The organism is Sphingomonas sp. dw_22, from assembly GCF_018449795.1.
Classification (GTDB): domain Bacteria; phylum Pseudomonadota; class Alphaproteobacteria; order Sphingomonadales; family Sphingomonadaceae; genus Sphingomonas.
Genome location: NZ_JAAVVE010000037.1, coordinates 1 through 15,043, shown reverse-complemented (window position 1 = coordinate 15,043; position 15,043 = coordinate 1). Strand labels below are relative to the sequence as shown.

The following is a 15,043-nucleotide window of genomic DNA, read 5'->3' as shown; positions in this document are numbered from 1 at the left end:
GCGCGGGCGCCCTGCCGCGCCAATCAGTCGCGCGCGAAAATCTCTTCGTGGGGAATGGTGACGCCCAGGGCGGGAAGTTCAATATCGACGGGCTCGTCATAGCCGGTCTCGTTCCAGCCCTTCGGCCCTATGCGCTGGACGATCCGCACGCGCTCGCTTGCGATATCGACGAACACGATCGTATCCACGCTCGCCAGAGCCTTGTATTCCGGCAGCTTCACGAGAAGGTCGGTCCTTGCGGTGCCGGCGGAAAGCACCTCGAAAATAATGCGCGGATCCTTGAACGCCTTTTCCCCATCGTTGGAGTCCGTGCGCCCGCAATAGATGCTCACGTCCGGATAGCGAACCGATCCCTCGTTGGTTTCCACGCCCATGTCCGGGCCATAAGGCTTGCATCCGGAGCCTCGCAAGCGCTGCCGCATGGCCGAAACGACGTTGGTCTGAACTTCGGCATGCCGCGCCGTTCCGCCCAACATCATGCGGATGACGCCGTTGTCCAACTCGGCCTTGTGCTCCCCGAAATCGATTTCGAGGAACTCCTTGGCAGTAAGGAGCGGATAATGGGTCTGCGTTGCCATTCGCAGACTATATGCGATTGCAGACTATCCCGAAAGCGGCGCTCTATACCGGCGACCACTCGATCGCATCCTCGCCCTCGTCGTCCGCGCTCACCCGGCTCGCTTCGTCGCCGATCGCCTCGAGCAGCTTGTCGAGCGCCCAATCGACGCCCGTCCCCGCCGCGGCCGAGATCGGGATCACCTCGGCCCCGCTCGCGTCTTCCAGCTCGGCGACGAGCGCGGCGATCAGTTCGTCGTCGAGCGTGTCGATCTTGTTGAGCGCGACGACCACCTGCTTGTCGGTGAGCCCCGCTCCGTAATTCTCCAGCTCGTCGCGAACGATGCGGTAGCTCTCGGCCACATCCTCGTCATTGGCGTCGACCAGATGGAGCAGCACGCGGCAGCGCTCGATATGGCCGAGGAAGCGGTCGCCGATCCCCGCCCCTTCCGCAGCGCCCTCGATCAGGCCGGGGATGTCGGCGACGACGAACTCGCGCTGCTTGTGGCGGACAACGCCGAGTTGGGGCCGCGTGGTGGTGAAGGCATATTCGCCCACCTTGGCCTGGGCATTGGTCACCTGGTTGATGAAGGTCGACTTGCCGGCATTGGGAAGCCCGACCAGCCCCGCATCGGCGAGAAGCTTGAGCCGCAGCCACACCCACGCCTCCTCATAGGGCCAGCCGGTGCCGTGCTGGCGAGGCGCGCGGTTGGTGGAGGTCTTGTAGCTGGCATTACCGCGGCCGCCGTCGCCGCCGCGCAGGAAGACGATCTGCTCGCCCACCTTGGTCAGGTCGGCCAGCAGCGTGCGCTCGTCGTCATCGGCCAGGATCTGGGTGCCCACCGGCACCTTGATGACGAGATCGTCGCCACCGGCGCCGGTGCGGTTGCTGCCCGAGCCGCCATGCCCGCGCGGGGCGCGGAAATGCTGGGTGTAGCGGAAGTCGATCAGCGTGTTCAGGCCGGCCACCGCCTCGAAGATGATGTCGCCGCCCTTGCCGCCATTGCCGCCGTCCGGGCCGCCATATTCGATGAACTTCTCGCGCCGGAAGCTGACGGCGCCGGGGCCGCCGGCACCCGAACGGACGAATATCTTTGCTTGGTCTAGGAAATGCATCGCCGGGCCATACGCTCTAGTCGCAAATTCGTCACCCCATGGCGGCATCCGCACTTTCGGGCTGGCGCGGCGGGGAACCGAGCGTATAGGCTTTCGCTTTATCCCGGCGCGTTCATTGCGCTGGCGAAGTAGAGTAGGCACCCGTCGGGACGCAATGAATTCGATCGATCGCTATATGGCGCGGCTGATCGCGGTTCCGCTGATCTCGACGCTGTTGATCTCGGCGATGCTGCTGGTGCTCGACCGCATGCTGCGCCTGTTCGACTTCGTCGCGACCGAGGGCGGGCCGGTGAGCGTGGTGTGGCGGATGCTCGCCAACCTGCTGCCCGAATATCTGGGCCTGGGCATCCCGATCGGGCTGATGCTGGGCGTGCTGCTGGCCTTTCGCCGGCTCGCCACTTCGTCCGAGCTCGACGTGCTGCGCGCCGTGGGCATGAGCTACACCCGGCTCCTGAAGGTGCCGTACATGTACGCCATCGCGCTGACATTGCTCAATTTCTCGATCGTCGGCTTCGTCCAGCCCTGGGCGCGCTACAATTACGAGCAGCTTCGCTTCGAGCTGCGCACCGGCGCGCTGGGCGCTTCGATCAAGGTGGGCGAGTTCACCAATTTCGGCTCCAAGATGACGCTCCGGATCGAATCGAGCCAGAATGAAGGGCGCGACCTCAAGGGCATCTTCGTCCAGATGATCACCAATGACGGCAGCCCGCTGGCCGTCACGGCCGAGAGCGGCCAGTTCCTGCGATCGGACGATCCCGACACGATCATCTTCAAGCTGACCAACGGCACGCTCGTCCACCGCGACAAGGGCTCGCCGGTGCCGCGGGTGCTGACGTTCAACACGCACAATTTGCCGATCCCGCTCCCCAAATACGAGCAGTTCCGCAAGCGCGGCGACAAGAATCTGGAGCTGACGCTGCCCGAGCTCGCCCGGATCGGGGGCAATCGCGAATCCGATCCCAAGCAGCGCGACACCAGCCGCTCGGCCTTCCATTTCCGGCTGGCGGAAGTGCTGTCGATGTTCCTGCTGCCGATGCTCGCCGCGGCGCTGGGCATCCCCCCGAAACGATCGACCTCGGCGCTGGGCGTCTTCCTGTCGATCGTGATGATCGTGACCTATCACAAGGTGAACGAATACGCCCAGTCGATCGGCAGCCTGGGGCGGATCGATCCGATCTTCGCGCTGTGGGCGCCGTTCCTGCTGTTCGCGGGGCTGACCCTCTGGATGTACTATACCGTAGCCTATGTTCCCGGCGGCCAGCCGATCGCCGGGCTCGAAAAGGTGTTCGAGAAGGTCGGCAAGTTCTTCAAGCGGTTCGTGCCCGGCCGGCGCAAGAAGGAAGTCGCCGCGTGAGCTGGGCCAGTTTCTTCCCGTCACGCACCATGTCGATCTACATGGCGCAGATGTTCCTGGTGCGGACCTTCGCCATATTGGCGGCGCTGGTCCTGATCCTCCAGTCGCTCGATCTGCTCGGCGAATCCGGCCACATCCTCGCCTATGCCGGCAATGGCGATGCGGAGGTGTGGCGCTATATCGGGCTGCGGGTGCCGCAGATCATCCAGACCTTCCTGCCCTATTCGGTGCTGCTCGGATCGATCCTGACGCTGTCGCAGCTCAACCAGAACAGCGAAGTGATCGCGATGAAGGCATCGGGCCTTTCCGCGCACCAGGTGCTGGCGCCGCTGCTGGTGGCGGGGATGGTGGTCTCGATCATCTCCTTCGGCTTCAACGAGCGCATCGTCACCCGCGCGACGGCCACGCTGGAGCAGTGGAAGAAGGTGGAATATGGTCCGCTGCCGATCGATCGCGGCGACCGGGCGAACGTATGGGTGCGCGACGGCGACCATCTGATCGAGGTCAAGCAGGTCAAGGGCAAGGGCCAGGCCGTCCAGCTCTATGGCATCACCGTCTATGAGCGCAGCGGCGGCTCACTCCGCTCGATCCTGACCACCGCGCACGGATGGCGCGACGGCGATGGCTGGAAGGGCGAAGGCGCGGAGCGGTTCGACGTCGCCGCGGGGCAGTTGGTGAAGCTCGGCAACATCCGAATCGCCGGCGGCGTGCGGCCGGACCAGTTCACGCTCAGCCATATCGATGCCGACGGCCTGGCATTCCCGGAACTCAAGGAAGCGGTGGACGACCTCAAGCTCGCCGGGCGGCCGACCAAGGCGCTGGAGGGGTCGCTGTGGCACAAATTCTCGGGCCCGCTCTCGTCGATCCTGATGCCGCTGCTGGGCGCTGTCGCCGCGTTCGGGCTCGCGCGCTCGGGCAAGCTGTTCGTGCGCGCCGTGATCGGCATGGCACTGGGCTTCCTCTATTTCGTCGCGGATAATTTCGCGCTGGCGATGGGCAATCTGGGCGCCTACCCGCCCTTCCTCGCCGCTTGGGCGCCGTTCCTGCTGTTCCTGATGATCGGCGAAGCCGTGCTGCTGCGGACCGAGGAATAAGGCGGCTTGTCGGTGGCGGGCGCGGGGCCGGATGTCCGCTGTTGGTGGTATTCCGTCAGTCGCGCGCTCAACCCGGGACGATCCGCTATCGACCCAACTGCGGTCGTGGCCAACTGCGCCGGTGCCGGTTAAAGTCACCGTGGAGAAAGGTGCTTCATGGCAACAACCGGCCGAATTCGCGAGCATCGTCGGCCGAGCTTGGTGGACGCGCCTGAACGGTATTGGTCGAGCAAATCGGATGAGTTTTACATTGCCCAAACAAGCGCCCTCGAAATGGGAGTCTCGAGAACGCCGGCCGTCACCGAAATCGAGCTCGCGCCGAATGCGTGAGCTGGCCCAGACCTTGTTGGCGACTGTCAGGCCAACATTCTTTCCATTGGCTCTAGCCACCGGATTGCTCGCGAGCGCGCATGCTTCCGCCCAGGAATATCCTGCGCGGGATATCGGCGGTTGGACGGTGGCGGCAAGCAAAGATAAAAGAGGCTGCTTCCTGACCAGGGAGTATAAGGGAACCGGGGAAACGACGCTGCTTCTTGGTCTCGATATCGACGACACCAACCATCTATCCGTTCTGAACCACAATTGGTCGATCAAGCCGAAGGACCGGTTGGAACTCGATTTTCGTCTGTCCAATGGCGGCTACTCCAAACACTTCGCCATAGGCATAGCGTCGAATGGGAAGCAGGGGTTCGTCACGACTTTCGAAGCGAAATTCCCCTCCTATTTCGCCGCATCCAAGACCCTCCACATCTATCGCGGCGACGTGCCGGTCGAGCAGCTAAGCCTCGATGGGAGCGGCGCGGCGGTTGCGGAACTGCGAAATTGCGTCGGCATTTACCGGGCGAAGGCCGTAGCCGAAGCGGATGAGAAGAAGCGTTCCGACCCTATACCGAAAGACCCGTTCGCACCTCGGTAGCGGAGATCAAGGGAGTAGCGATCGGTCGCGGAACCACCGGATCTGCCGTTGGGCAGATGCGCCCACTCTCCGTCATTCCAGGCTGTTCCGCTGCCACTTGGGCAAAAGCCGACCGTCATCCACCGGCCCGAGAAGATGCACAGCCGGACAGAATCGGATTGTTGGAACCTCCGCGCTCGGCTTGGGTTGTTCTAGTTGGTTAACGATTGGAAGAAACCCGATGTCGCTATTTGTGAAATTTGCCCCTGCGGCTGTGATTCTGGTTGGCGCGATCGGCCTGAGTGGCTGCGCCTCCAAATCCTATGTGCGGGAGCAGATCGCTCCTGTCAGCCAGCGCGTCGATGCGCTGGAAACAAGATTGCAGGAAACCGACGGTACGGCCAAATCGGCGCTGGCAGAGGCGCAGGCCGCATCCGGGCAGGCGCAGAATAATGGTCAACGCCTCGATCAGCTCGGCGCCCGGGTAGATGGCATCGATCAGCGGCTGCAAGCGCAGGAAAGAAAGCCTGCGAAGCGGCCGCGCAACTGATGGGCCAAGTCAGCGAATACTGACCGCATTGTAATTTCCCGAGACGGTCGTTGCTTCGTGCAACGGCCGTTTCATTTCGAGCGCTTGAATCGATGATAAATGTCTTGCTGGCGCTAGCCGGGCTCACGCTGAGCGTTCCCGCAGCGCAGGTCGCTCGTCCATCAGTGCCAACGCAACCGCAGGCTGGTGCCAGCGAAGCCGAAAGCGCGATCAGCCTTTCAGCGGAGGCCATGCGCGTCGCCGATTGGATCAGCGCGTCAAAAGATAATAGCTCCCTGCCCTATATCATTGTCGACAAGACGAATGCGTCCCTCTTTCTGTTCGACGCAAAGGGGAAATCGCTCGGCAAGGTTCCGGTACTGATCGGTGTTGCCGTCGGAGATGACGCCAGCCCCGGCATCGGCAGCAAAAATCTTGCCGAAATCGGCCCGGCAGAGAAGACGACACCTGCAGGGCGCTTCCTTGCAAAATTTGGCTTGGCTGGAAGGGAGAAGATACTCTGGGTCGATTATGCCACGTCTGTGGCGCTTCACCCGATCCCGAAGGGCGTCAGCAAGAAGGAGCGCCGCCGCGAGCGGATGCTGTCACCGACTTCAGACGACAACCGCATAACTTTTGGGTGCATCAACGTGCCCATGGCCTTTTACAGCAAGACCGTGCGCCCGCTTTTCCAAAAGAAGGGCGGATATGTGTACGTGTTGCCCGACACCAAGGCGCTTGAGGTCGTTTTTCCTCGCTTGCGGGTTCAGGCTCTCATGAACGGCGGCGCGCGCTGATAGCGGCGCACCTGTCGCAGGCATATCGCCATTCGAAAGCGTGAGCTGGCGCGATACCGCGAGACGGCAGGTAGCCCGTCCAGCCGCCGAAATCTGCCAGGCCGCTGCGGCCGGATCAGACCGAAATTCGGCAGCGTTCAAGGATGGGTGGAACGGACCACTGGTTCTATAGCGGTCTTCACCGCGAAAACCATTCAAAGCGCTCCGGAAAAAGGCGCGCACCTCGCGGTACGCGCCCTTCCATTTCCTCGCAAAGCCAGCCGAAGATCAGTCGGCGGCGCTGCGCGACTTCATCGTGTTGCTCGCCAGGCGCTGCATCAGGCCGCCGAGCGTCGGGTAATTCGCCCGGTGATAGGCCGAATTCGTGTCGAGCGCAGCCGAGAGACGGCGGTGCGCCTCGTTCAGCGAATGATAGGGCAGGCCCGGCAGCAGATGGTGCAGCGCGTGATAGCGCAGGCCGATCGGCGCCCAGAGATAGGGCAGCAGGCCCGGCGCGGGCACGTTGACGCTGTCCAGATATTGCGCGGTCACGGTCAGCGGCTCGCCGTCATTCTCCCAGAGATGCGCGGCCAGCGTGCGGACCTGGTTGATGACCGCCACGCCCGCGATCACCGCGAGATAGACCAGAAAGGCGCGCACCGGCACGACGCCGGTGAACACCGCGGCGAGCAGCCCGATCGACCAGATGCTGGCGCCCAGCTCCTGCCAGAACCACTGGGTCTTGAGCTCGCCCTCGGGCGCGCGGCGCTCGAACGCCGGGTTGATCTTGAGGCCCGAATAGCGGGCGACGACGATCCGGCGCAGCTTCGGCGAAAGCAGCGACAGCGGCGACAGCACCGCGAAGCGGAACAGCAGCGCGATCGGCATGAAGATCGAGGCGATCAGGAACACCGGCAGCGTCCAGGGCTTCATCAGCGCCAGCGGCAGATATTCCGGATCCTCGACCGTGCCGTAGCGCGTGCGGGTATGGTGGAGTGTGTGGACGCCCTCATAGGTGAAGGACGGCACCATCATCGGGATGCCGAGCAGCAGGTTCCAGCCGAAGCGGAAGCCCGGCAGCAGCGAATGCTTGAGATGCGTCATCTCGTGGATGAACATTGCCGCGCGATAGAGCGCCAGCACCGCGACCACGCCCGCCGCCGCCATGGTGAGCGGCGATTTGGCGAACATCGCCAGCGCGAGCGCGGCATAGCCGAGCAGGGTCGAGCCGAGGAAATCGGCCCAATAGACGAGCGGCTTGGGCGTATGCAGGTCGCGCGTCAGCTCTGCCGCGCTGCGCAGCATCGCGCGATCGTCGGGAACGCCGGAAAGCCGGATACGCGCCGTAGCGGGGGGAACTCCCTCGGCATCGTGCAGATCGAAGGCAAGAGATTTGGTCATGATGTCCGCCATTGGCTTTAGATAGTGGCTTTATGGTGGCATTCCAGCGATGCGTTTCGGACCTGGTCGCCGCAATCGTCACCGGCGCTTGACAGGCGCCTGCCGAGGCGGGACTGCATTGACGCTCATCAAGAACCAAAGGGCAGCCCCTTGGCAACCGCCGACATCACCGTCCGTCCCGTCTCCAACAAGGCGGACACCAAAGCATTCATCGAGCTCGCCTATCGCCTGAACGGCAGCGATCCCAATTGGGTCGCGCCGCTCCGGGAGGAAGTCGCGGCGACGATCAACCCGAAGAAGAATGGCTGGTTCAGCCATGCCGAGGCGCAGCTGTTCCTCGCCGAGCACGGCGGCAAGGTGGTAGGGCGCATCTCCGCTCATATCGACCGGCTCGCGCTGGAGATGCCGCCCGAGCAGGGGTTCGGACCCGGCACCGGCTTCTGGGGCCTGTTCGAGGCGGAGGACGAGGCTGTCGCCGTCGCGGTGATCGCGCGCGCCGAGCAATGGCTGCGCGACAAGGGCCTCACCCGCGCGATCGGGCCGGTCAGCCTGTCGATCTGGGAGGAACCGGGCCTGCTCGTGAAAGGGCATGACCATCCGCCGACGGTGCTGATGGGCCATCACCCGGCGCGCTATCAGGCCTGGATCGAGGCGCAGGGCTATAGCGAGGCCAAGAAGCTGCTGACCTATGAGCTGGACATCACCAACGGCTTCCCGCCGATCGTCCAGCGCATCGTCGCGAACGGCGAGAAGAACCCGCGCATCCGCATCCGCAAGGTCAACAAGTCGAAATTCGCCGAGGAAGCCGCGATCATCCTCGCGATCCTCAACGATGCCTGGTCGGACAATTGGGGATTCGTGCCGCTCACCCAGCCCGAGATCGACGATGTCGGCAAGAAGCTGAAGCCGCTGGTGTTCGAGGATCTGATCCGCATTGCCGAGCTGGACGGCGAGCCGGTGGCCTTCATGGTCACCCTGCCCGACCTCAACGAGCCGCTGAAGCCGCTCAAGGGCTCGCTGCTGCCCTTCGGCTGGGCGAAGCTGCTGCTATGGCTGCGCAAGCCCAAGGCGAAGACGATGCGCGTGCCGCTGATGGGTGTGGTCAAGCGGCTCCAGGCATCGCGCATGGCGAGCCAGCTCGCCTTCATGATGATCGAATATATCCGCCGCTCGGCCATCGCCGATTACGGGGCGATGCGCGGCGAGATCGGCTGGATCCTGGAAGACAATCAGGGGATGGTGGCGATCGCCGATGCGATCGAGAGCAGGGTCAACCGCGAATATCTGATCTACCAGAAGGCGCTTTGACGTTCGCCCAGGCCGTTTCTCGAGCCAGCACCGGCGGATAGCGGCGGGGAAAAAGCCCGTGGCAAAGACAATCCATCGCCACGGGCTTCATCGATCGGCGCTGCGTTATTTGCGCGGCGCAGGATCCTTACCGGTCTCCGCAATCCATTCGGCGCGCGTACGACAGGTCGTCCGGGTGATGTTGCTTCCCGTTGTGCGTTCGGCGATGCAGTAACGGGTCTTCATCGGCGGTTGCGGAGCAGCCTTTTCTGCCTCCGCGTCTCGATCGATGGCCATGGCCGGCGCCGAGGCCGCAGAAGCCAGAATAGCGGCTGCAAAGGCGGTAAATGCGATCTTCTTCATGACACGGATTCCCTTCTGAGCATCTGCGGATGTCGTGATGCGGACAGTCTGGACCGAGCGGCAGCCGTCAGTTCTTCTTTCCGGCCGGATCGATACCGGTCTTGGCGATCCATTCCTCGCGGGTCTTGCAGACCTTCGGCGCCCTGAGCATCGTGCCAGTAGTGACCTGCTCGACGCAGTAGCGCCTCTCCTTCACGGGCTTGGTTTCCGACGTTTTCGCATTCGGATCGTTGGCGGCCGCGGCAGGCAGCGAGGCGGCGGCGACAAGCGCGACAGCGGCGAAGACGGTGGTGGTGCGAGCGATAGTGCCGATCATTTCCTGTACTCCTAACGTTGGGATCTGACAGGCGCTCCCTCGTTCCGCCTGTGCGCCAACCTTCGCAACAGCCGTGCCAGTTTCCTGATTTGTTTGATTACAATGACTTACCACCATGCGAATGAGTCACGCACCGCTATAGTACGGCAATACACGCCAAGATTTGGGATATCCTCGCAATGCCTGTTCGATTGCGGACAGCGACTGTGCGGATGCGGTCGCCGGGTGACGAGCGCGAACCGCTCTAGCGGAGGCTGACCCAGGTGGGCGCGTGGTCGCTCGCCCTTTCGCGGCCGCGATAGTCCTTGTCGACGCCGGCGCCGATAAAGCGATCGGCGGCCTGGGGGCTGAGCAGCAGATGATCGATGCGGAAACCCGCGTCACGCTGCCAGGCGCCGGCCTGATAGTCCCAGAAGGTCCAGATCCCGCCGCCCGGGAAACGGGTGCGCAACGCGTCGGTCCAGCCCTGGGCGAGCAGTGTGCGATAGCGCTCACGCGATTCGGGCTGCATCAGCGCGTCCATCGCCATGGCGCGGACGGAGTAGGTATCGTCGTCGTTCGGGATGACGTTGTAATCCCCGGCCAGCACCACCGGGCGCTCCTCGGCGAGCAGCGCCTTGGCACGATCGGCCAGGCGCTCCATCCATTTGAGCTTATAGTCGAACTTCGGCCCCGGCTGGGGGTTGCCGTTGGGCAGATAGATGGAGGCGACGATCAGGTCGCCGATCTCGGCCTCGATATAGCGGCTATGGGCATCCTCGGAATCGCCGGCCAGGCCGCGCTGGCGCTCAACCGGCTGCTGCCCGCGCGCGAGCACGGCGACGCCGTTGAAGCCCTTCTGCCCATGCCAGACCGCGCCATAGCCGGCGGCCTCGATATCCTTGACCGGCAGCGTCTCGTCGGCGCCCTTCAGTTCCTGGAGGCACAGCACATCGGGCTTCTGCTCGGCGAGATATTCGAGCAGGCGCTCCAGGCGCGCCTTGATGCCGTTCACATTGTAGCTGACGATCTTCAAAACGCGCGCTCAGACCGAGAAGCTGGTGCCGCAGCCGCAGCCCGAAGCCGCGTTGGGATTCTCCACCGCGAAATGGGCGCCGCCGAGATTATCGATGAAATCGACCTGCGCGCCGCGGACCAGATCGAGGCTGATCGAATCGACCACCAGCCGCACGCCATCCGTCTCGGCAACGATATCGTCGTCCTCGACCGCCTCGGCGAAACCGAACTTGTACTGGAAGCCCGAACAGCCGCCGCCCTCCACCGAAAGGCGCAGGATCGCGGGCTTGCTGGTCTTCTCGGCGATCACCGCCACGCGCGCGGCGGCGGCAGGGGTGAGCGCGATGTCGGACTGGGCGAGCGTCGTCATGGTTCGGAGATAGGGGGGCAACGGCGCGCAGGCAATGGAGGGAAGTTGCAGGATGGGGGCCACCTCACGGGCGGCCCCTCTCCTCTCCCCTGCCTCTTACTTGGCGGGGCCGCCTACGCCGCCCTGCGCACGGTCCTGGATGCCGGCGAGATACTCGCCGGTCTGCAGGAACGGAATCGGATTGACCGCGCGGCCGTCCACGCGGACCTCGTAATGGAGATGGCTGCCGGTCGAACGGCCGGTCGAGCCCATCAAGCCGATGATCTGGCCGCGCTTCACGCGAGTATTGTCGGCGACGAGGATCTTGGAGAGGTGGCCGTAGCGCGTCTCGAGGCCGCGGCCATGGTTGATCTGGACGAGATTGCCGTAGCCACCCTGGCGGCCGGCATGGCTGATGACGCCGTCGGCGGTCGCGTAGATCGGCGTGCCGATCGCGCCCGGGATATCGACGCCGGCATGCATCGCCGCGGTGCCGCGGAACGGATCGGAGCGCACGCCGAAGGTGGAGGTGAAGGTGATCCTGTCGACCGGCTGCATCGACGGGACCGAGATCACCGTCTGCTCGAGCATGTCGAGCTTCTTCCAGGTCAGGAACAGCGCGCGGAACTGCGCATCGGCGTTTGCAGCAGCGCTGTCGCTGTTGTTGTCGTTCTCGTCGATCGGCTCATAGGGGCCGCCCATCGCGACCATCTTCACCTTGGCGAACCGGCTCGGCGAAAGGCCGAGGCGGCGCAGATGGGCGGTGGTCTGCTGATAGCGCGCTTCGCCGGCCAGCCGGGCCTTGCCGGCAAGCGCGACCTGACGCGCCTCGATCTGGCGGAGGGGAGCGAGGACTTCGTCGGTGACGGCGCTCGTCTTAGCGGCGGCGGCAGGAAGCGGCGCCTCGATCGCGGCGCGATCGCCCTTGCCCGATACGACGGCGTTCAGCAGCGCCTGGTTCTTCTCGACCCGGGCGGCGTGGAGCTGGGCGGCCACCTTGGCGGCGGCGACATCTGCCTGCATCTTCGCGACTTCGGCGCGCATCTTCGCGACCTGCGCCTCGGGCGAACCTGGCGTTTCGGCGACGCCGCTGATCGCGATCGCGCCGACCATCGCCTGGGCGACGCCATAGCCCGAGAACAGCACGGTCACGGTCGCGGCACCCGCCAGCAGCGCCTGGGTGCGGCCCGCGATGCTGAAGCGGCGCAGATCGCGGCCGTCGTGGAAGATGAAATCCCGTGTGGTGAAGAAAGATCGGAACCTCTGGAGGAGATTCGCATTATCGGTGTTCAACGCCTTAGCCATGAGTCCCCGGCAAGCCATGGAAGCACACCGAATGCGACCCGGTGTCCGCTCCGAAATTCAAATTGTTCCGGCAGCAGCCCCTCCGCGCCCGAACCCTAGGGCAGCTTGTGGGCGAACAACTCAAGGAACGGCAAGGGCTTGGTAGTAATCCCGCGTCAGACCGGCTGCGTTGCGCGCCGAGTCGTTGAATGGAGGCTTGAGCAGCCCCCGGAAATGACGGCGGACCAATGCCTGCCAGGTCGTTTCGGGGGCGAAATTGTGGCGCTTACAGGCCGATTCGAACCAGACCCGGCCTGCCCGAACATGATCCACCTCGTCGTTCAAAATCCGTGTGAGGATGCGCGCCGTCGCCGTGTCGCCGACCGCGTCGAAGCGCTCGATCGTCGCCGGGGTGACGTCGAGCCCGCGCGCCTCCAGCACCATCGGGACCACGGCGAGGCGGGCCAGCACGTCGTGCGCAGTTTCGGCCGCTGCGTCCCATAGTCCGTCATGCGCGGGCATCGCGCCGTAATGGCTGCCGAGCTGCTTCAGGCGGCGATCGAGCAGCGCGAAATGCATCGCCTCATCGGCGCCGACCTTCATCCAGTCGTCGGTGAAGCCGGGCGGGAATTCCCCGCCGAACCGCCCGACCAGATCGAAGGCGAGGTCGATCGCGGCGAACTCGATATGCGCCAGCGCGTGGATCAGCGCGATACGTCCGCGTTCGGAGCCGCCCCGCCCGCGCTTGGGCATGCGATTGGGCGGCAGCAGCTCGGGATGCTCGGGCCGCGCCGGGCGATCGGGCATGGCGAGGTCGAAACGATGCGCCAGCCGCCCCAGCCGCCAGTCGCGCGCGGCGGCCCGCGCCGCCTTCACCTTGGCGAGCGGATCGGCGGCGCCGAGCACCGCACGCGCCGCCTCGGCAACGCTGCGGGTCACGTGCGGGCCAGCGCCTTGACCGATTCGAGCACGTCCACCGCATGGCCGGGCACCCGCACCTTGCGCCAGGCGCGGAACAGCGTGCCGTCTGGCGCGAACAGGAAGGTCGAGCGCTCGATCCCCATGTAGCGCTTGCCGTAAAGCTGCTTCTCGCCCCACACGCCGAGCAGATCCATCGCCTTGCCGTCCGCATCGGTGGCGAGCGGCACGGTGAGATCATATTTCGAGATGAATTTCTGGTGCTTGGCCGCCGGATCCTTGGAGACGCCCAGCACCACCGCGCCCAGAGCCTCGAACTCCGGCAGCAGCGCCGAGAAATCCTGCGCCTCGCGGGTGCAGCCCGAAGTATCGTCCTTGGGATAGAAGTAGAGCACCAACGGCTTGCCCGCCGCCCATTCGGGCAGCGCGATCGTGCCGCCGTCGGATGCCACCAGTTCCATGCCCGGCAGCTTGTCGCCTTCGCTCAGCATCGCATTCTCCGTCACTCGCGGGCACGGATCGCCGCCCAGCATGCGCGAACCTCCTGCCGGGTCCGGTCGAGCTGCGCAACCACCGCGTCCCAATCGGCGAGCCCCACCGCGCGCGCGATCAGCGCCTGGGTCGAGGGGCCGGGCGGCTGCGCGTCGGGTGCGACCAGACGCAACGTGACGAGCAGGCGCGAAAGGAAATCATGCGCGGGCCGCATCCCGGCGGGCATCAGCCCGGCGGCGACCAACGCGTCGATCGCCCGGCCCAGTTGCGGGTCGAAGCCGGTCCGGTGGAGCAATTGCTCGACATGCACGGCGAACTCCAGATCGACCAGCCCGCCATCGAGAAGCTTGGCGTCGAGCGGGCCGGCGGGCGGCTTGTGCGCGGCCATCTCCTCGCGCATCTTCGCGGCGTCGGCGACCAGGTCGCGCTCGGGCCGCGCGCCCTCCAGCACTTCGCGGATGATACCGGTCACCGCCGCACGCGCCGCCGTCGATCCGAACACCGGGCGCGCGCGCGTCAGGGCCATATGCTCCCAGGTCCAGGCATCCTCGCGCTGGTATCGGCGGAAGGCGTCGAGCGAGACGGCCAGCGGCCCCTGCCCGCCCGACGGCCGCAGCCGCGTATCGACCTCGTAGAGCGGCCCCGACGCCGTGGCGACCGAAAGGGCGGCCGTCACGCGTTGGCTGAGCCGATTGTAATAGGTCACCGCGCCGAGCGGCTTCGCGCCGTCCGATTCCGCCGCATAATCGCCGGTGAAGACATAAACGAGATCGAGGTCGGAGGCGTGGGTGAGCGCCTGTCCGCCCATCCGGCCGAGCGCGAGGATCACCAGCTCGCTGTCGGGCACGCGACCGTGCAGGCGCGCGAACTCCTCCACCGCCGCCGCCGCGAGCGCCTCGATCGCCGCCTCGGCGACGCGGGCATAGCCGGCGGAGACGTCGAGCGGATCGCTGGCCCCCGCGACGATCTGCGCGCCCAGCGCAAACCTCTTCTCGCCCACCAGGCGCCGGACATGTTCGAGCTGCCACTGATAATCGGCGCCGCGCTCGCGCACCGACATCTCGCCGATCAGCGTGGGAATGTCCGCGACCGGATCGAGCGCGCTCGCGTCGATCAGCCCGTCGAGCAGTTCGGCGCGGCGGCTCAACTGCTCGGCCAGGGTCGGCGCGTGGCTGAGGATCGTGCTCAACAACTGGGCGAGCCCCGGCTGCGCTTCGAGCAGGCGGAAGAAGTTGATCGCGCTCGGCAGGCGCGAGAGCATCGCGTCGAAGCGGATCAGCGCCTGCCGGCTGTCGGGCGCTTCGGCGAATGCGTCGAT

General features: G+C 65.0%; 16 protein-coding genes and 1 pseudogene. 6 read left to right on the top strand and 11 right to left on the bottom strand.

Features of this window, described 5'->3' with window-relative positions; genetic code table 11:
- Positions 1–23 precede the first annotated feature (23 nt).
- Entirely contained in the window at positions 24–578 is a 555-nt protein-coding gene (locus tag HB724_RS15145) for a Uma2 family endonuclease (RefSeq protein ID WP_213981777.1), read from the bottom strand.
- Between the two features lie 43 nt (positions 579–621).
- Positions 622–1,671 (bottom strand): GTPase ObgE, encoded by a 1,050-nt coding sequence (gene obgE, locus HB724_RS15140; RefSeq protein WP_213981776.1) that lies wholly within the window; start codon positions 1,669–1,671, stop codon positions 622–624.
- 154 nt (positions 1,672–1,825) lie between these two features.
- Here obgE and lptF point away from each other — a divergent pair, with 154 nt between their 5' ends.
- From lptF to HB724_RS15115, 5 genes are all read left to right on the top strand, one after another.
- Positions 1,826–3,025 carry an LPS export ABC transporter permease LptF gene (gene lptF, locus HB724_RS15135; RefSeq protein ID WP_213981775.1) on the top strand — a complete coding sequence of 400 codons (1,200 nt, stop codon included), beginning with the start codon at positions 1,826–1,828 and terminating at the stop codon, positions 3,023–3,025.
- 29 nt (positions 3,026–3,054) lie between these two features.
- Positions 3,055–4,119, top strand: a complete 1,065-nt coding sequence (gene lptG, locus HB724_RS15130) for an LPS export ABC transporter permease LptG (RefSeq protein WP_346344740.1) — start codon at positions 3,055–3,057, stop codon at positions 4,117–4,119.
- Positions 4,120–4,441: 322 nt separating this feature from the next.
- The gene (locus tag HB724_RS15125) at positions 4,442–5,035 is read left to right on the top strand and encodes a hypothetical protein (protein WP_213981774.1); all 594 of its coding nucleotides are present in this window, start codon (positions 4,442–4,444) and stop codon (positions 5,033–5,035) included.
- A gap of 220 nt (positions 5,036–5,255) precedes the next feature.
- Positions 5,256–5,564 (top strand): hypothetical protein, encoded by a 309-nt coding sequence (locus HB724_RS15120; RefSeq protein ID WP_213981773.1) that lies wholly within the window; start codon positions 5,256–5,258, stop codon positions 5,562–5,564.
- A 92-nt stretch (positions 5,565–5,656) separates the two neighbouring features.
- A complete protein-coding gene (locus HB724_RS15115) occupies positions 5,657–6,340 on the top strand; it encodes a hypothetical protein (protein ID WP_213981772.1) in 684 nt (227 codons plus the stop codon).
- 267 nt (positions 6,341–6,607) lie between these two features.
- On the opposite strand, the gene HB724_RS15110 is transcribed toward HB724_RS15115, so the two are convergent.
- Positions 6,608–7,720 (bottom strand): fatty acid desaturase, encoded by a 1,113-nt coding sequence (locus tag HB724_RS15110; protein WP_213981771.1) that lies wholly within the window; start codon positions 7,718–7,720, stop codon positions 6,608–6,610.
- Between the two features lie 150 nt (positions 7,721–7,870).
- Between HB724_RS15110 and HB724_RS15105 the strand changes: the two genes are divergently transcribed.
- Positions 7,871–9,028, top strand: coding sequence for an N-acetyltransferase (locus HB724_RS15105; protein WP_213981770.1), 1,158 nt, complete (start codon positions 7,871–7,873; stop codon positions 9,026–9,028).
- 105 nt (positions 9,029–9,133) lie between these two features.
- On the opposite strand, the gene HB724_RS15100 is transcribed toward HB724_RS15105, so the two are convergent.
- The 8 genes and pseudogenes from HB724_RS15100 to HB724_RS15065 form a co-directional block, all read right to left on the bottom strand.
- A complete protein-coding gene (locus HB724_RS15100) occupies positions 9,134–9,370 on the bottom strand; it encodes a hypothetical protein (protein ID WP_213981769.1) in 237 nt (78 codons plus the stop codon).
- A 67-nt stretch (positions 9,371–9,437) separates the two neighbouring features.
- Positions 9,438–9,686, bottom strand: a complete 249-nt coding sequence (locus HB724_RS15095; protein ID WP_213981768.1) for a hypothetical protein — start codon at positions 9,684–9,686, stop codon at positions 9,438–9,440.
- A gap of 244 nt (positions 9,687–9,930) precedes the next feature.
- Positions 9,931–10,701 (bottom strand): exodeoxyribonuclease III, encoded by a 771-nt coding sequence (gene xth, locus HB724_RS15090; RefSeq protein ID WP_213981767.1) that lies wholly within the window; start codon positions 10,699–10,701, stop codon positions 9,931–9,933.
- 9 nt (positions 10,702–10,710) lie between these two features.
- Entirely contained in the window at positions 10,711–11,052 is a 342-nt protein-coding gene (erpA, locus tag HB724_RS15085) for an iron-sulfur cluster insertion protein ErpA (protein ID WP_213981766.1), read from the bottom strand.
- 96 nt (positions 11,053–11,148) lie between these two features.
- Positions 11,149–12,336: a M23 family metallopeptidase gene (locus HB724_RS15080; RefSeq protein ID WP_213981765.1), complete on the bottom strand. Its 1,188-nt coding sequence runs from the start codon at positions 12,334–12,336 to the stop codon at positions 11,149–11,151.
- 120 nt (positions 12,337–12,456) lie between these two features.
- Positions 12,457–13,254 (bottom strand): ferritin-like domain-containing protein, encoded by a 798-nt coding sequence (locus HB724_RS15075; protein WP_346344739.1) that lies wholly within the window; start codon positions 13,252–13,254, stop codon positions 12,457–12,459.
- Complete coding sequence (locus HB724_RS15070) at positions 13,251–13,766, bottom strand: peroxiredoxin (RefSeq protein WP_256731541.1); 516 nt, start codon at positions 13,764–13,766, stop codon at positions 13,251–13,253. The genes HB724_RS15075 and HB724_RS15070 overlap by 4 nt, the downstream gene beginning before the upstream one ends.
- Positions 13,736–15,043, bottom strand: a pseudogene (locus tag HB724_RS15065) (glutamine-synthetase adenylyltransferase); the annotation flags it as partial. The gene HB724_RS15070 and the pseudogene HB724_RS15065, both read right to left, overlap by 31 nt.

Coding starts and splice junctions, on each gene's coding strand:
- HB724_RS15145 (WP_213981777.1), bottom strand. CDS start 578: ATGGCAACGCAGACCCATTATCCGCTCCTTACTGCCAAGGAGTTCCTC.
- obgE (WP_213981776.1), bottom strand. CDS start 1,671: ATGCATTTCCTAGACCAAGCAAAGATATTCGTCCGTTCGGGTGCCGGC.
- lptF (WP_213981775.1), top strand. CDS start 1,826: ATGAATTCGATCGATCGCTATATGGCGCGGCTGATCGCGGTTCCGCTG.
- lptG (WP_346344740.1), top strand. CDS start 3,055: ATGTCGATCTACATGGCGCAGATGTTCCTGGTGCGGACCTTCGCCATA.
- HB724_RS15125 (WP_213981774.1), top strand. CDS start 4,442: ATGCGTGAGCTGGCCCAGACCTTGTTGGCGACTGTCAGGCCAACATTC.
- HB724_RS15120 (WP_213981773.1), top strand. CDS start 5,256: ATGTCGCTATTTGTGAAATTTGCCCCTGCGGCTGTGATTCTGGTTGGC.
- HB724_RS15115 (WP_213981772.1), top strand. CDS start 5,657: ATGATAAATGTCTTGCTGGCGCTAGCCGGGCTCACGCTGAGCGTTCCC.
- HB724_RS15110 (WP_213981771.1), bottom strand. CDS start 7,720: ATGACCAAATCTCTTGCCTTCGATCTGCACGATGCCGAGGGAGTTCCC.
- HB724_RS15100 (WP_213981769.1), bottom strand. CDS start 9,370: ATGAAGAAGATCGCATTTACCGCCTTTGCAGCCGCTATTCTGGCTTCT.
- HB724_RS15095 (WP_213981768.1), bottom strand. CDS start 9,686: ATGATCGGCACTATCGCTCGCACCACCACCGTCTTCGCCGCTGTCGCG.
- erpA (WP_213981766.1), bottom strand. CDS start 11,052: ATGACGACGCTCGCCCAGTCCGACATCGCGCTCACCCCTGCCGCCGCC.
- HB724_RS15080 (WP_213981765.1), bottom strand. CDS start 12,336: ATGGCTAAGGCGTTGAACACCGATAATGCGAATCTCCTCCAGAGGTTC.
- HB724_RS15070 (WP_256731541.1), bottom strand. CDS start 13,766: ATGCTGGGCGGCGATCCGTGCCCGCGAGTGACGGAGAATGCGATGCTG.